This is a genomic window from Proteus vulgaris (assembly GCF_011045815.1).
In the GTDB taxonomy this organism is placed as follows: Bacteria; Pseudomonadota; Gammaproteobacteria; order Enterobacterales; family Enterobacteriaceae; genus Proteus; species Proteus vulgaris_B.
Map to the genome: position 1 here is coordinate 1,362,424 of NZ_CP047344.1, position 17,267 is coordinate 1,379,690.

Consider the following 17,267-nt stretch of genomic DNA (forward strand, 5'->3'; position numbering starts at 1 on the left):
CTATGAGTGATTTTACCCAGACCGTTCCTGAGTTAGTGTCTTGGGCGAGAAAAAATGATTTCTCAATCTCACTGCCACCTGAAAGATTAGCTTTTTTGATGGCAGTCGCTGTATTAAACAGTGAACGCCTTGATGGCGAAATTAGTGAAGGGGAGTTAATTGACGCCTTTAGAGAGGTCTGTAAAGGCTTTGAGCAACCCGCAGAATCAATACAAGTTCGTGCCAATAACGCCATTAATGATATGGTCAAGCAACGGCTTTTTAACCGTTTTACCAGTGAGTTGGTAGAAGGTAATGCAATATACCGTTTAACACCGTTAGGCATTGGAATTAGTGATTATTATATTCGTCAACGTGAATTTTCATCGTTACGTTTATCTATGCAGTTATCCATTGTAGCGGGAGAACTCGATTCTGCTGCAAGTTCTGCTGAAGATGGTGGTGATGAATATCATTGGCATCGTAATGTTTTTGCGCCACTGAAATATTCAGTTGCAGAAATTTTCGATAGCATTGATTTGTCACAGCGAATAATGGATGAACAGCAAAATACAGTAAAAGAAGATATTGCAGCGCTATTAAATCAAGACTGGCAAGCCGCTATATCAAGCTGTGAACAACTGTTATCTGAAACCTCTGGCACATTAAGAGAGCTACAAGATACGCTTGAAGCCGCAGGTGATAAACTTCAAGCTAATCTATTGCGCATTCAAGAAGCAAACATGAATACGGGTCATGTTGATCAAATAGATACGTTAGTATTTGAGCTACAAAGTAAGCTAGACCGTATTATTAGTTGGGGTCAGCAATCTATTGATTTATGGATTGGCTATGATAGACACGTCCATAAATTTATTCGTACTGCGATTGATATGGATAAAAACCGTATATTTTCTCGTCGATTACGTCAATCAGTACAAAACTATTTCGACAGCCCATGGGCATTAACTTACGCTAATGCAGATAGGTTGTATGATATGCGTGATGAAGAACTGACTTTACGAGATGAAGAAGTCACAGGTGAATTACCTGAAGAACTCGAATATCAAATGTTCAGCGAAGTGAATGAACAAATAGCGCAATGGGTAGAGCAAGAGCTTGCTTCTTACAAATTAGAGCAACGAGCATTAGATCTCAGTTCAGTATTAGTTGAATATCTTGATCGTTACCCGCAACAGAAACATTTTGATGTTGCCCGTATTGTTATTGATCAGGCGGTACGATTAGGTGTAGCAAAAGCTGAGCTCGCAGGATTACCTGCAAAATGGTCAGAAATTAACGAATATGGAGCTAAGGTACAAGCGCATGTCATCGATACATACTGAACAATTTATGCCAGCAAAACTAGCTCAGGCATTAGTGAACTCACTTTTTCCTGAACTGGATAGCCAGTTACGTGCAGGTCGACATATTGGTATAGATTCTCTGGATAATCATGCTTTCTTGATGGATTTTCAAGATGAATTGTCAGATTTTTATGCGCGTTATAATGTTGAATTAATCCGAGCTCCAGAAGGCTTCTTCTATTTACGTCCTCGCTCAACTACGCTTATTCCCCGTTCTGTATTGTCTGAAATGGATATGCTGGTGGGGAAAATTCTTTGTTATCTCTATCTTAGCCCAGAGCGATTAGCGAATCAGGGTATATTTACTGTTCAAGAACTATTCGATGAGTTAAGAACGTTAGCAGATGAAAATAAATTATTACGTTTAGTGAATCAGCGTTCCACCGGTTCTGATCTTGATTTGCAAAAGCTGCAAGAAAAAATGAGAACCTCTCTAAATCGTTTACGTCGTTTAGGTATGATCTCATTCTTATTAAATGACTTGCAGCGTTTTTCAATAACAGAATCAGTGTTCCGCTTTGGTGCTGATGTACGTAGTGGTGATTCTCCACTTGAAGCTCAAATGCGAATGATCCGTGATGGTGAAGCGATGGCGCTTGATACAGGATCAGAGGCACCAAACGATGATGAAGAAAATGAAGATGAGCAATTACAATCAGGTGAAAATGATGCGGAGGAAGAAAATAAATGATTGAACGTGGAAAATTTCGCTCATTAACACTGATCAACTGGAATGGGTTCTTTGCTCGCACTTTTGACTTAGATGAATTGGTGACGACATTATCAGGCGGGAATGGTGCAGGTAAATCAACCACTATGGCTGCATTTATCACAGCAATGATCCCTGATCTTACTTTACTGCATTTTCGTAATACCACCGAAGCTGGATCAACAAGTGGCTCTCGTGATAAAGGATTATATGGAAAGTTACGCCCAGGTGTTTGTTACGCCGTATTAGATGTGATCAACTCACGTCATTTACGTGCTGTGGTAGGGGTACGTTTACAGCAGATTGCTGGCCGTGATAAAAAAGTTGATATCAAACCCTTTATGATCCAAGGGTTGCCAATGGCAGAAAACCCGACAGAAATTCTGACTCAAGCTGTTGCAGATCGCCAAGCACGGGTTTTACCACTCAATGAATTAAAAGAAAAAGTTGAAGCCATTGATGGGGTTGTTTTCAGACAGTTTAATTCAATTACTGACTTCCATGCAGTGATGTTTGATTTAGGGGTGATCCCTAAGCGCTTGCGGTCAGCCAGTGATCGTGCCAAATTTTATCGTTTAATTGAAGCCTCATTATATGGTGGTATTTCAAGTGCGATCACTCGTTCTTTACGTGATTACTTACTACCTGAAAATAGCGGAGTCAGAAAAGCATTCCAAGACATGGAAGGTGCGTTGCGGGAAAACCGTATGACGCTTGAAGCTATTCGTGTCACACAATCGGATCGTGATTTATTTAAACACCTGATCACAGAAGCAACATCTTACGTTGCGGCAGACTATATGCGTCATGCAAATGAACGACGCGTTCATCTTGATGAAGCTTTAGAAGTTCGCCGTGAGTTATGGAGCCAGAGAAAATCCATCAATAACGAGGCATATCGCTTTGTTGAAATGGGTAAAGAGCTGGAAGAACAACAAGCACTTTCTTCTGATCTTGAAGCGGATTATCAAGCAGCAAGTGACCGATTAAACCTAGTACAAAATGCAGTTCGTCAACAAGAAAAAATTGACCGTTATGTTGCCGATGTAGAAGAAATAACTTTTCGCTTAGAAGAACAAAGTGAAGTGGTTGAAGAAGCCGCGTCTAAGAAAGAAGAACTTGAAGCACGAGTAGAATCGGCAGAAGAAGAAGTCGATGAACTGAAAAGTCAGTTAGCAGACTATCAGCAAGCATTAGATGTACAACAAACACGCGCTATTCAATATCGCCAAGCTGTGCAGGCTTTAGAGCGTGCTAAAGCACAATGTGATATTGCTGATTTAGATGAAAGTAATGCTGATCAGTGGGCTGAACGTATTCAAGCAAAAATTCAAACCATTACCCATTCACTACTTTCTATGGAACAGAAACTTAATGTTTCTGAAGCAGCAAAAACACAGTTTGACCAAGCTTATAAATTGGTTAACGCTATTGTTGGTGAGGTTGATCGTAAAGATGCATGGAGTGCCGCCAAAACGGCATTACGTGAATGGTCTTCGCATCGACACCAAGCGGATAGGGTTCATCCTATTCGTATGCAATTAGCAGAATTAGAGCAACGTTTGCATCAGCGAAACAATGCTCAGCGTCAACTTGAAGAATTTAATAAACATCATGGCAAATCAATGGAGCCAGATGATCTTTTAATTTTACAAGATGAGTTAGAAGCTAAAATTGAAGAGCTTAGTGACTATGTTAATGAGTCTGGCGAACATCGCATGCAAATGCGCCAAGAGCTAGATCAACTCAAGCAACAAATTGAAAAGCTGAAAAAACAAGCCCCAGCATGGCTTGCAGCACAAGATGCATTAACGCAACTGTGTGAGCAAACTCGTCAATCTTTTGAAACGGGTCATCAAGTAACAGAATATATGCAACAGTTACTTGAAAAAGAGCGCGAAGCCACCGTATTACGTGATGAAACAGCAACACGCAAACAACAAATTGAAGCACAAATTGAACGTTTAAGTCAGCCAAGTGGTGCTGAAGATGGGCGGTTAATTACGTTAGCAGAGCGTTTTAATGGGGTTTTATTATCAGAGATTTATGATGATATTACATTAGATGATGCACCTTATTTCTCAGCGTTATATGGCCCTGCACGCCATGCCATCGTAGTACAAGATCTCTCTCTTGTTCAGGCGCAATTAGAAACATTAGAAGATTGCCCTGAAGATCTCTATTTTATCGAAGGCGATCCTCAATCTTTCGATGACAGTGTATTTAATGCACAAGAGATGGATAAAGCGGTTCTTATCAAGAGCTCTGATAGACAATGGCGTTATTCTCGCTATCCTGAGATCCCACTTTTTGGTCGTGCTGCGCGTGAAAATCAATTAGAAATATTATCTCGTCAACGCGATGAGCTTTCTGAACTTTATGCAACGCAAGCTTTTGATGTGCAAAAAATTCAACGAGCACACCATGCCTTTAGTCAATTTGTTGGGCAACATATTTCAGTCGCTTTTGAAGCTGATCCTGAAGAGGATATCCGCCAGCTTAATCAAAGACGTAATGAGCTAGAAAGAGCGTTAGCACAATATGAAGAAAGTACTCAGCAGCAGCGCCAACATTATGCTCGTGCCAAAGAATCACTGAATCTGCTTAATAAACTGATCCCTCAAGTGAATATCTTGATGGATGAAACATTGATTGACCGTGTTGAAGAGCTACGTGAAGAGCTATATGTCGCTGAAGAGTCTATGCGCCACTTACAGCGTCATGAAAAAGCACTAGCAACGCTAGAACCTATTGCGTCAATTTTGCAAAGTGATCCACAAGAGCATGAGCAATTAGCGCAAGACTATGAACAAGCAAAGGAAGAACAACAGCGTTATCAACAACAAGCTTTCTTGTTGGTGGAAGTCGTACAACGTCGTGCGCATTTTAGTTATAGCGATGCAGTTGAGATTGTGAGCGAAAATAGCGATCTTAATGAGAAGTTACGTCATCGTTTAGAGATGGCAGAAACAGAACGGTCTACAGCAAGAGAGCTTTATCGCCAACAACAGGCGCAATGTGCTCAATTTAATCAAGTGCTCGCATCATTAAAAAGTTCTTTTGATACTAAATCTGAATTACTTAGAGAGCTTGAGCAAGAGATGCGTGATACGGGGATACATATTGATGTTGGAGCAGAAGTAAGAGCAAAAGAACTGCGTGATCAACGTTATTCTGCCGTTAGTGCTAACCGTACTCGTATTAGCCAACTTGAGCGCGATATCGCACTTAGTGAAGCCGAACGTGATAATTTAACCAAAAAAATTCGTAAACTTGAGCGTGATTACACTCAAATTCGTGAGCATGTTGTGAGTGCAAAAGCGGGTTGGTGTGCTGTGATGCGATTAGTGAAAGAAAATGGCATGGAACGTCGTTTACATCGCCGAGACTTCGCTTACCTTTCTGCTGATGAATTGCGTTCAATGTCGGATAAGGCGCTAGGTGCATTACGTCAAGCTGTTGCTGATAATGAATACTTACGTGATGCATTACGTCGTTCTGAAGATGCTAAATATCCTGATCGTAAAGTTCAGTTCTTTATTGCGGTATATCAGCATTTAAGAGAGCGTATTCGCCAAGATATCATTAAAACTGATGATCCAGTTGATGCAATTGAACAGATGGAAATTGAGCTTGCACGCTTAACGGAAGAACTGACAAGCCGTGAACAGAAATTAGCGATTAGCTCACGAAGTGTAGCGAATATTATTCGCAAAACTATCCAGCGAGAGCAAAACCGTATCCGTATGCTAAACCAAGGTTTACAAGCGGTTTCATTTGGCCAAGTGCGAGGTGTTCGACTTAACGTCAATATTCGTGAAAGCCATCAAGTGCTTCTTGATGTGTTATCAGAAGAAGATAATCAATACCAAGACTTATTTAAAAACCAAAACCTTACCTTCTCTGAAGCGATGGCGAAGCTCTATCAACGTTTAAATCCACAAGTAGATATTGGGCAACGTATGCCACAAACGGTGGGAGAAGAGCTGTTAGATTATCGTAATTATCTAGAAATGGATGTCGAGGTTAATCGTGGGCCAGAAGGGTGGTTAAAAGCGGAAAGTGGCGCGTTATCAACGGGCGAAGCGATTGGTACTGGTATGTCAATTTTGGTGATGGTTGTACAAAGTTGGGAAGAAGAATCTCGGCGCTTAAGAGGAAAAGATATTTCCCCTTGTCGTTTGCTTTTCCTCGATGAAGCTGCACGTTTGGATGCTAAATCTATTGCAACGCTATTCGAACTTTGTGATCGTTTAGATATGCAGTTAATCATTGCGGCACCAGAAAATATCAGTCCAGAAAAAGGTACGACTTATAAACTCGTCCGTAAAGTGTTCAATGGTACAGAACATGTTCACGTTGTGGGTTTAAAAGGTTTTGGTCAACACGCAGAAAAAGATAAAATTGCATCATCAAATGTTGCTGAAATAACAGAATAATTTTATTTGGTTATCAGCTAAAAATAGGCAAATAGAAGGCGCTACGGGCATATACTCATAGCGCCTTCTTTTTTCAAAGTGTTAGATAGATCAAAAAATGAAAGTAAATTAACAAGAAAATGAAAATTTAAATGATATAACGTGCGCTATATCTCATTTAAATGTAAGCGTGATGTCTATGATTGTTCCCGTATGTGATTAATATAAAAATTAAAGGAAAGAAAATGCGTAAAGTCACGTTAGCTTTTAGTGCAATTGCTTTAGCGTTAAGTTTAAATGGCGCGGCAATGGCAAAAGTTCATATGCCAGAAGTTGTAAGCCCAGGTGTTACTGTTGCTCAATTAGCACAACAACAACCAATTAATTGGGTTTCTGTTGCAGAAATCGAAAAAAGCTTAGCTGGTCAAGCACCGATGGCTGTTGGTTTTGATATTGATGATACTGTTTTATTCTCCAGCCCAGGTTTTTATCGCGGTAAACTAGAATATTCTCCAAATGATTTCAGTTATCTGAAAAACCCAGAGTTCTGGGAAAAAATGAATAACGAGTGGGATAAATTCAGTATGCCTAAACAAGTCGGTATCGATCTTGTTCAAATGCACTTAAAACGTGGTGATACTGTTTATTTCATTACTGGTCGTACTCAAACTAAAACTGAGACTGTGACCAAATATGTTCAAGAGGGTTTAAATATCCCTGCTGATAAAATGCAGCCTGTTATTTTCGCAGGTGACCAACCTGGCGCAAATAATAAAGTAAGCTGGATGCGTGATCATAAACTGAAAATTTACTACGGTGATGCGGATGCAGATATCGCAGCAGCAGATGAACTGAATATCCGTGGTATTCGTATTCTGCGTGCGGCTAACTCTTCTTACCAACCACTGCCAAAAGCAGGTCAGTTTGGTGAAGAAGTCGTTATCAATTCAGAATACTAATCTTTACCCTTTGTTTACCTTTATTTGTAAGGCGTAGGAAACTACGCCTTTTTCTATTTTTGACTCCTTTCTATTCAATCATTTCTTTTATTTCGTCGCTATTTTTAATCTTAATTGAAAAGTTATTTTAAACTTATGCATTTGTTGTTTATTTATTGTACATTTTTATTAAATTATATTTTTGAATATAAAATCGGCTAAGTAGTCATTTTTTGATTAAATAAAATCAAATTCCCGTCAAAGGTTTATAAAACTTTAAAAATATTAGTTTATTCCTATAAAACTCTTTTCCAAGCTCATCTAATATTCTAGGATACCAAAATAATAATAAGGGATGAGGGTAGAGGATTTATGGCGCATCAACCAATTAAAAGAGCAATCGCATATTCAGTTGTTGTAGGTACACTGCTTTCTGGGCATTATGCTATGGCGACTGAAACTAAATCAGTTGTATTATCTACACCCGAAACAGAAACTACGACATTAATGCCAGTCATTAATGAAACGATGCTAACACCCACCAATGTGGCAATGAATATCCCACAAGTGACCGAGTTAGAGACAAAAGCAAAATTACAGTCGTGGCTCCCAATAGGATATAAACCGTCATATTTAACTCAACTGGTAAAAGTCTACCAAGCGAATAACCTCGCACTGATTTGGCAAGATGAGAAAATCGCACAGCAATTACAGGAACAAATTGCAGAAGTGGCTATTTCAGGTATTCAGCCTCAATTTGGACAATGGTTAGTACAATTAGAAACACCGGAGTTAACAAAAGAAGGGCGTGATATTATTTTATCAGACGCATTTTTAGGTTATATCAGTTTTGTTGAGCAAGTGAATAAATCAGGTGCGTCTTTGCTGTATCGTAATGCCTCACAAACTTTACCATCACCATCAGATAAATTTGTGGTTGACCTGCAACACAACATTCAAAATGGCACTTTAGGTAGTTTCGTTATTTCTTATGCACCTTCTCATCCTTATTACAGTTTAATGAAAGAAGAAGTGCGCAAACAATTACATAGTGCAGTTGTTTGGCCGGAAATGAAAGGAGCAGGATCATTAAAGCCAAATCAATCCTCTGAAGAAGTCTTAGCACTTAGACAAATATTACGCCATTTAAAATTGATCCCTGAATTAGCAGAAAATGAACAAGAAATTGCAACAACCGTTTATGATGCACCTTTAATTTCCGCAGTTAAAGTGTTTCAAACAGCTCACGGATTAGAGCCTGATGGTATTATCGGGCGACAAACGCGAGTGTGGTTGAATATAACTCCTGAACAACGTGCCAGTATTATGGCACTAAATATTCAACGTCTTCGCTTAACTCCGGCCATAGGTGATACTGGAATTTGGGTGAATATCCCTGATTTCTCGCTTTATTTTTATGCCAATAATGAACTTATTCTTGATTCAAAAGTGATTGTAGGCAGACCAGATAGAAAAACACCGATTATGAGCAGTGCGTTGAACAACGTAGTGGTTAATCCACCTTGGAATGTGCCAACAAGCATGACACGTAAAGATATTGTGCCTAGAGGTAAAGCAGATCCTAGCTACTTTAGTCGTAAGGGATATACCATTTACTCTGGATGGGGAAATGATGCTTACCCAATTAATCCTTATGATATTGATTGGCAAAATATGAGTGCAGCAAACTTTCCTTATCGTATTTGGCAGGCACCGGGTCCAACCAATTCATTAGGTCGCTATAAATTTAATATGCCAAATTCAGAAGCGATTTATTTACATGACACTCCAAATCATTCACTATTCTCAAAAAATATGAGAGCAATCAGTTCCGGTTGTATTCGTGTAAATAAAGCCTCTGAGCTTGCTTCAATTTTATTGGGTGATGCAGGATGGAAACAAGATAGAATTGATGCGGCGTTAAAACGTGGTTCAACACAATATGCTCCAATTCCTGAACGTATCCCAGTTTATTTATATTATCAAACAGCATGGGTAGCACAGGAGAATGCGCCTCAATATCGTGTAGATATTTATGGTTATGACAAAAGCATTTCAAATGCACAACCTTATTTAGAGAATATTAAGAAATACTTGTAATATAAAAAAACATAAATTGAATAAAGGGTGGTTAAACAGACTGCCCTTTTTTTATATACAAATCAATAATATATTTTATTTGTTGTATTTTTTTAATAAGAAAATCAAAAGAATAATAAATTACAAAATATTTTTAAAATTTCTATTAAAAATAGAATGATAAAAAGAGTCTTTAGTATAAATAACTAAATTAATAATATTTGAAATTCTTATAAATAAAAATGAAGTGTTATTTACAATACTATACAAACCATAAGAAACAATTCGGGAAAAATATTGTCATAATAAAGGTTCTTCCTCCTGAAATAATTTTTTGAGTGCATATACTATGGATATTATTGATTCACACCGCCGTAAGTGGCTGGGGTTGGGTATGGCGGCAGTGGGGTTAGGTTTATTGCCTTCTCATGCTTTTGCTTCGTTAGCTACACCTCGTCCAAAAATCCTTCGCTTTAATAATTTAAATACAGGTGAAACTATTAAAGCCGAGTTTTTTGATGGTAAACGTTATAATAAACATGAGCTAGCTAAGCTAAACCATCTATTTAGAGATTACCGACAAAATAAAATTAAAACGATCGATCCCGCCCTGTTTGATCAAATCTACTTATTGCAAGTGATGCTGAATAACAATAAACCTGTTGAACTTATTTCAGGTTATCGCTCTTTAGTGACGAATAATAATCTACGTAATAGTAGTAGTGGAGTAGCAAAAAAGAGCTATCATACGCGTGGACAAGCAATGGACTTTCGTTTGGTTGGCACTGATCTTTCTAAAGTGCGCCAAGTTGCATTAAGAATGAAAGCGGGTGGTGTTGGATATTATCCAAGAAGTAATTTTGTGCATATTGATACAGGACCAGTTCGCTCATGGTAATCTATTGAAAATTAGTTAATAGAGAGTGGAGTGATTCATGATGTATCACATTGTACCTGTGACAAACTATATGCAAAATTGCACCCTTATTTGGTGTGATGAAACGAAGGAAGCGGCAATTGTTGATCCTGGTGGAGATGTCGAAACGCTTATTGCGGAAATCGAAGCCCGCCAATTAACATTAACCAAAGTATTATTAACTCACGGACACTTTGATCATATTGCAGGCACCTCTCAAATTGTTGAACATTTCAATGTTCCTGTTTATGGGCCTCATAAAGATGATAGTTTTTTACTTGAAGAATTAGAACAACAGTGTCGTATGTTTAATTTTCCTTGTGGAAAATCATTTACACCAGATAGTTGGTTAAATGAGGGTGATACCGTGACAATAGGTAAAACAATTTCGTTATCTGTTTTACATTGCCCTGGTCATACACCAGGACATATTATTTTTGTTAATCACCAGAATAAACTTATTTCAATGGGTGATGTGTTATTTAAAGAAAGTATTGGTCGTACCGATTTTCCACGCGGAAACCATGCTGATCTTATTGCATCAATCAAAAATAAAGTCTTACCTTTAGGTGATGATTATCTGTTTATTCCGGGACATGGCCCTATGTCTAACTTAGGCCATGAGCGCCAATACAATCCGTTTTTACAAGATGAAATGCCAATTTGGTAATAGTGTGCTGATATAAGTGAATAAATATGAAAGCGCTTTATTATAAAGCGCTTTTTTATCAGTAAAAAATGAGATTTATATTTCTTTGATTCTAAATATAAATGCCACATTATTAAATAACGTGGCATTTATCTTAATTACACTTTAGATGGCAATTAAAGTACAGCAACAATGGCTTCACATAGTGGAACCATATTTTCAAGGGTTAAACCAGCTACATTAATACGGCCTGATCCTACAATATAAATACCGTATTCAGCGCGTAAACGCTCAACTTGTTCTTTATTTAAACCACTAAATGAGAACATCCCATTTTGGTCAATAATAAAGCTAAAGTCTTGCTTAGCGCCTTTTTCTTGCAGTGTCGTCACTAACAGTTGGCGCATACGCTGAATACGTTCGCGCATAGTTGTTAGCTCTTCAATCCATTCTTCTTTTAACTCTGGGTTAGAAAGAATAGTTGTTACTACTGAAGCACCGTGTGCTGGTGGGTTTGAGTAGTTGGCACGAATAATTGCTTTTGCTTGGCTAAAGGCTTTTTCAGCAGTGTCGCTGTCTTTGGTGACAATGGTGCATGCACCTACACGTTCATTGTAAAGGCCGAAGTTTTTAGAATATGAACTTGCAACAATAAGCTCAGGATTTTTTTCTGCAAAGAGGCGTAAGCCTTGTGCATCTTCTTCAAGACCACGAGCAAAACCTTGGTATGCAAAGTCAAAAACAGGTAACCAGCCTTTTTCTGCGGATAGTGTCGCTAGTTGGCGCCATTGTTCTTCTGTTGGATCAATACCACTTGGGTTATGGCAGCAACCATGGAATAAGACAACATCACCAGCTTGAGCATTTGCAAGACTAGCCAGCATACCGTCAAAATCTAACCCACGATTTTCTGCATCATAATAATCATAATTACAGATCTCAAGACCTGCAGTTTGGAAAATATTATTATGGTTAGGCCAAGTTGGATTACTTATCCAGACGCGTTTTGCAGTAGTTTGCTGAGCAATAAAATCTGCAGCAATACGTAAAGCTCCTGTACCACCGGGGGCTTGTGCTGTGCGTGCGCGTTTTTCAGTGATGATAGGGTGTTGTTCACCAAACAAAAGTGCTTGGGTCACATTGCCAAATTCAGGAATACCGCTAATAGGAAGGTAATTTTTAGTGGTTTCGTTTTCTAACAGGTATTTTTCTGCTTTTTTAACAGTGGTTAAAACAGGGGTTTTGCCTGTTTCATCCTTGTAAACACCAATCCCTAAATTAATTTTGTTTTCACGAGGATCAGAACGGAAACTATCAGCTAAACCCAGAATAGGATCGGCTGGTGCAGCAATGATTTTCTCAAACATAGTGTAATTGTTCCCTAAGCTCAAAACGAAGCCGAAATATGAGTATCAAGAGTAACGCTATGAGGACTTTTTGCCAACTGTTTGTAGAGAAATTAACAAGAAGTTGTGAACTAAGTGAGAATAAATAGCAAATCAAGATGTAAATAAGTGAATATCCTGTGATTACATTAACATGTAAAAATAATCACTGAAAAGTCATAATTGTTTAGTATGATAAACTTTTATGATTTTAAAAAAAGAGAAGTAAGGGAAGTTATTGTATTCAATAAGCCAGTTGAGTGTGGTTGGTTTAGGTACAAAATAAGTAAGTAGGGAGGGTGGAGAGTGATGGTTAAATTGTATAAATAAAAAAGCAACACCGAAGTGTTGCTTTTCAAATCAATTAACTTGACTGTTTAATTACCTATAAGGGTAATTAGAACTGATAAGTCAGACCTAAACCAACTACGTTATCAGTTGCAACGCCGTAAGTTTTAGTGAAGTCATTTTCATCTAACAGGTTGATTTTATAATCAACAACTGCAGTCATGTTTTTGTTAAATTTGTAGAAAGAACCTACAGAGATATATTTAACTAAATCTTGATCGTTGCCTTGAGCAGTACCTAAGTCTTTACCTTTAGATTGAACATAACCTAAAGATGGTTTCAGACCTAAGTCAACGAAGTCATACTGTGCAGTTAACTCGATGTTTTGAGTTTTGTTAGCGATCAGAGCATCTGAACCGTAGTAGTTCATGTTACGGCTTTCACCGTACATAGCTGCTAAGTAAACGTTGTTAGCTGCGAATTTACCACCGAAGTTCCATGCTTCTGCATTTTTACCAGTAGCAGCACTGTGGTGTTCCTGCCAGTTAGTACGAGCAGAGTTAGAGTAACCACCACCCAGTGTTACGCCCCAGCCTAAGTTATAAGCTGTAGAGAAACCGAAACCGTCGCCATTCGCTTTAGCTGTGTCAACACGTTTGCTGCTGTTGTTAGTGTTTTCGTTGTTTTTGCCTTGATATTGCAGAGCAAAGTTCAGGCCATCAACGTAACCGAACATATCAGTGTTACGATAAGTTAAAACACCAGTAGTACGGCCAGTCATGTAAACGTCAGACTGAGACATTGAGTCACCGCCCCATAAAGGCAGAACGTCTGTCCATGCGTTGGTGTCGTAAATTACACCGTAGTTACGACCATAGTCTAATGAACCGTAGTCAGCAAATTTAAAACCAGCGTAAGCAAAACGAGTTTTAGATGAGTTTTCGCTTTCAGTAGTGTTAGTTTTGATTTCATACTCAAAACGACCGAAACCAACTAAATCTTTATTGATTTGAGTTTCGCCTTTGAAACCGATACGTGCACGAGAAGCGTCACCGCTTTCGTGATCACTCTTAGAATCAGAATCTGCGAAGTAATGACGAACGTCAACTTTACCGTAGATGTCTACTTTGTTGCCGTCTTTGTTATACATTTCAGCTGCGTTTGCTGCACCAGCAAACATTAAAGCTGGGATTACCACTGCAAGAAGATTGCGCTTCATCATTATTATTACCCTCATTGGTGTTATTCAGACACCTTTGCCACTGCCAGAAATAGTTTCTTAATTTTTATGGAACTATTTATGAGAGTTAAGTGTCGTCTGTGTCGGGTGACAGTGTTCCATTGGTAAAAAATTTTATCTACCCCCAATTTGCTACAAAAACGAAAAAAGTGTAACAAATTGTAACTATGTATTTCAAAGTATGTATTTCGGGGAACTTTTGAATCAAATAACAGCCATGCATAAAAAAAGCCAACCTTGCGGTTGGCTTCTTTACTTAAGCTAAATCTGTACAATAAAACAGCACTGCAAAATTTTAACTGAATACTAATTAATCACTAAATTAAAAATCTGCATTTCTTGGTGTGCGTGGGAACGGAATAACTTCACGAACGTTTGCGACACCGGTCACATAAGCAACTAAACGTTCAAAACCTAAACCGAAACCTGAATGAGGTACTGTGCCATAACGACGTAGGTCGCGATACCACCAGTAGTCTTCTTTATTCATTCCCATTTCTTCTAAACGTTTATCAAACATATCTAAACGCTCTTCACGCTGAGAACCACCAATGATCTCACCAATTCCTGGTGCTAATACATCCATTGCTGCAACGGTTTTACCGTCTTCGTTCATACGCATATAGAATGCTTTGATATCTTTCGGGTAGTTTTTCACAACAACAGGTGCTTTAAAGTGTTTCTCTGCAAGATAACGCTCATGCTCAGAAGAGAGGTCAACACCCCAATAAACTGGGTTTTCAAATTTCTCACCACAGTTTTCAAGCACAGTAACTGCATCGGTATAATCAATTTGAGCAAAATCAGAGGTGATAAAATTCTCTAAGCGTGTGATAGCGTCTTTATCGACACGTTGTGCAAAGAATTCCATATCATCTTTACGCTCTGCTAATACGGCTGCAAAGGTGTATTTCAGCATTTTTTCAGCAAGTGCTGCGATATCGTTAAGATCAGCAAATGCCACTTCAGGCTCAACCATCCAGAATTCAGCAAGGTGACGACTGGTATTTGAGTTTTCAGCACGGAATGTTGGGCCGAAAGTATACACTTTGCTTAATGCAGAGGCATAAGTCTCACCATTTAATTGACCTGATACGGTTAAAAACGCTTCACGGCCAAAAAAGTCTTCACTGAAATCAACTTCGCCTTTATCTGTACGTGGCAGATTGTTCATATCAAGTGTAGAGACACGGAACATTTCACCAGCACCTTCTGTATCAGCCGCTGTAATTAGTGGCGTCGAAACCCAGAAGAAACCTTGTTCATCGAAGAAACGATGTAGTGCTTGTGCTAATGTGTGGCGAACACGAGCAACTGCACCAATTAAGTTAGTGCGAGGACGAAGGTGAGCAACTTCACGCAGGTACTCAATACTATGACGTTTGGCGGCCATCGGATAAGTTTCCGGATCATCGACCATTCCTACCACAACAACATTGGTGGCGTGAATTTCAAAGTTCTGTCCCTGGCCCGGAGATTCAACAATTTTACCGGTGACTTCCACAGAACAACCTGTGGTTAAGTGCAGCACTTCATCTTGATAATTCGGTAAATTATTATTAATGATGGCCTGTACTGGATTAAAGCAGGAACCGTCATAGACGGTAAGAAATGAGATACCAGCTTTTGAATCTCTTCTTGTACGTACCCAACCGCGAACGGTGACGTCTTCGCCAACCGCGATACGGCCTTGCAGTACGTCGACTACAGGCGCAACGATCATAAATAAATCTCTCTTCGTTTAATTAAAATAATTGTTTGGTTAATTCACTCTGCCCCTGTCGGACAGTTTTTCTATGTTACTTGCAATAGCGCAGGAAACAAGTAGGAAATTTTAGTTTAAAGAGTCAATAAAGAAGAGAAAAGCTTTTGTATAAAATAAATTGGCAAAAATAGGAGAAATATTGATAAAAGTAGGAGTTATGACAAAAGAAAGGGTAATTATTACCCTTTCTTTCATTAATGAAGATTTTTAGCTAATTAACAGGCTTGTTTGACAAGTGGAACATCAAAGGCTTTGCGTAGCTTGTCAACAAAATCGTCGTCTTCGCAAATCGTTTTGCCTGGACTATCTGATAATTTAGCAACTGGCTTACCATTACACTCCACCAGCTTAATGACAATATTAAGTGGTGTTATCTCTGGAATGTTACAGGTGAGTCGAGTACCAATACCAAAGATTAAACGAATACGTTTATGGAAATGCTTATAAAGTACTAATGCCTTTTGAAAATCGAGGCTATCAGAAAAGACTAATACTTTACTCATTGGGTCGATACCCAGTTTCTCATAATGCGCAATCGCTTTTTCACCCCATTCAATAGGATCACCAGAGTCGTGACGTAAACCTTGATAGCTCTCTGCAAAGGCCTTATCAAAATCACGCAAAAAAGCATCCATCGTAATACAGTCTGTTAATGCAATACCTAATTGATCGGGGTATTCATCTAACCAAGATTGTAAAGCTGCGCGCTGACTATTGGCCAGCTCTGGGCTAATTTGCTGATGTGCCTGAAACCACTCATGAGCTTGTGTACCCACAGGGGCTAATTGCATGCGTTCTGCAAAATGATAGTTACTTGTACCAATAAGATAAGGGAAATGATTTTTCAGCTCATCCACAATGGCGCACTGCACATCATAAGAAAAACGGCGACGAGTACCAAAATCCATTAATTTAAAATCGGCTAAGTCAATCTGCTGTTCAGCGGCATCACGGTAGAAAATATCAATTAGTTTACGTAATTGATTAACTGCGTCATCTGGTGTGATTTGAGGTGAACGAGCACGATGTACAATTTCACTCACTAAAGCCAACAAAGGTACTTCCCATAAAATAACTTCACGCCAAGGGCCTGTGATTTTAATGGCAAGTTGGTTTTCAGGTGTGGTTGAAATATGGACTTGTTCTGGTTTAAAACGAAAATGCTTAAACCATTGCAGATAGTCATTTTTGAAAAAAGGGAGACTCTGAAGATAGTCAAATTCTTCATTCGTTAATGACAAGTCTGCCATCATATTAACTTGATGGCGTAAGGTTGTTGCATATTCACCTAGACGTTCATCACTCCGACAACGGAACTCAGCAACGACAGGAATATCACTATAATGATGGTAAACCGCTTGCTGCATGTGGAGCTTGTATGCATCGGTATCCAACAGTGATGTAATAATCGGTGTAGCGTCTAAAATCATAGCGCGTCAAGCATCCTCACGGAGCGTTTTTATGTCTGCTAAATCGTTAAGGTTGGAGAGTATACCCGAATATGGCGACAAAGCGTCACTATTCAACAATATTT

General features: G+C 38.8%; 11 protein-coding genes. 7 read left to right on the forward strand and 4 right to left on the reverse strand.

Features of this window, described 5'->3' with window-relative positions; all coding sequences use genetic code 11:
- Positions 1-2: 2 nt before the first annotated feature.
- The 7 genes from mukF (at position 3) to GTH24_RS06240 (ending at position 11,076) form a co-directional block, all read left to right on the forward strand.
- Complete coding sequence (mukF, locus tag GTH24_RS06210) at positions 3-1,325, forward strand: chromosome partition protein MukF (protein WP_072069667.1); 1,323 nt, start codon at positions 3-5, stop codon at positions 1,323-1,325.
- Positions 1,306-2,037 (forward strand): chromosome partition protein MukE, encoded by a 732-nt coding sequence (mukE, locus tag GTH24_RS06215; protein ID WP_164526079.1) that lies wholly within the window; start codon positions 1,306-1,308, stop codon positions 2,035-2,037. The genes mukF and mukE overlap by 20 nt, the downstream gene beginning before the upstream one ends.
- Positions 2,034-6,494: a chromosome partition protein MukB gene (gene mukB, locus GTH24_RS06220; protein WP_164526080.1), complete on the forward strand. Its 4,461-nt coding sequence runs from the start codon at positions 2,034-2,036 to the stop codon at positions 6,492-6,494. Before mukE ends, mukB begins: the two co-directional genes overlap by 4 nt.
- 224 nt (positions 6,495-6,718) lie before the next feature.
- Positions 6,719-7,432: an acid phosphatase AphA gene (aphA, locus tag GTH24_RS06225; protein ID WP_072069664.1), complete on the forward strand. Its 714-nt coding sequence runs from the start codon at positions 6,719-6,721 to the stop codon at positions 7,430-7,432.
- 351 nt (positions 7,433-7,783) lie between these two features.
- Positions 7,784-9,511 carry a L,D-transpeptidase gene (gene ldtD, locus GTH24_RS06230; protein ID WP_164526081.1) on the forward strand — a complete coding sequence of 576 codons (1,728 nt, stop codon included), beginning with the start codon at positions 7,784-7,786 and terminating at the stop codon, positions 9,509-9,511.
- Positions 9,512-9,839: 328 nt separating this feature from the next.
- Positions 9,840-10,388 carry a YcbK family protein gene (locus GTH24_RS06235; protein ID WP_072069662.1) on the forward strand — a complete coding sequence of 183 codons (549 nt, stop codon included), beginning with the start codon at positions 9,840-9,842 and terminating at the stop codon, positions 10,386-10,388.
- Between the two features lie 37 nt (positions 10,389-10,425).
- Positions 10,426-11,076: an MBL fold metallo-hydrolase gene (locus GTH24_RS06240; protein ID WP_072069661.1), complete on the forward strand. Its 651-nt coding sequence runs from the start codon at positions 10,426-10,428 to the stop codon at positions 11,074-11,076.
- Positions 11,077-11,231: 155 nt separating this feature from the next.
- On the opposite strand, the gene GTH24_RS06245 is transcribed toward GTH24_RS06240, so the two are convergent.
- From GTH24_RS06245 to pncB, 4 genes are all read right to left on the reverse strand, one after another.
- Positions 11,232-12,422 carry an amino acid aminotransferase gene (locus tag GTH24_RS06245; RefSeq protein WP_072069660.1) on the reverse strand — a complete coding sequence of 397 codons (1,191 nt, stop codon included), beginning with the start codon at positions 12,420-12,422 and terminating at the stop codon, positions 11,232-11,234.
- Between the two features lie 415 nt (positions 12,423-12,837).
- Positions 12,838-13,950, reverse strand: a complete 1,113-nt coding sequence (locus GTH24_RS06250; protein ID WP_072069659.1) for a porin — start codon at positions 13,948-13,950, stop codon at positions 12,838-12,840.
- 340 nt (positions 13,951-14,290) lie between these two features.
- The gene (asnS, locus tag GTH24_RS06255) at positions 14,291-15,691 is read right to left on the reverse strand and encodes an asparagine--tRNA ligase (RefSeq protein ID WP_072069658.1); all 1,401 of its coding nucleotides are present in this window, start codon (positions 15,689-15,691) and stop codon (positions 14,291-14,293) included.
- Between the two features lie 257 nt (positions 15,692-15,948).
- Positions 15,949-17,163: a nicotinate phosphoribosyltransferase gene (gene pncB, locus GTH24_RS06260; RefSeq protein ID WP_072069657.1), complete on the reverse strand. Its 1,215-nt coding sequence runs from the start codon at positions 17,161-17,163 to the stop codon at positions 15,949-15,951.
- Positions 17,164-17,267 lie beyond the last annotated feature (104 nt).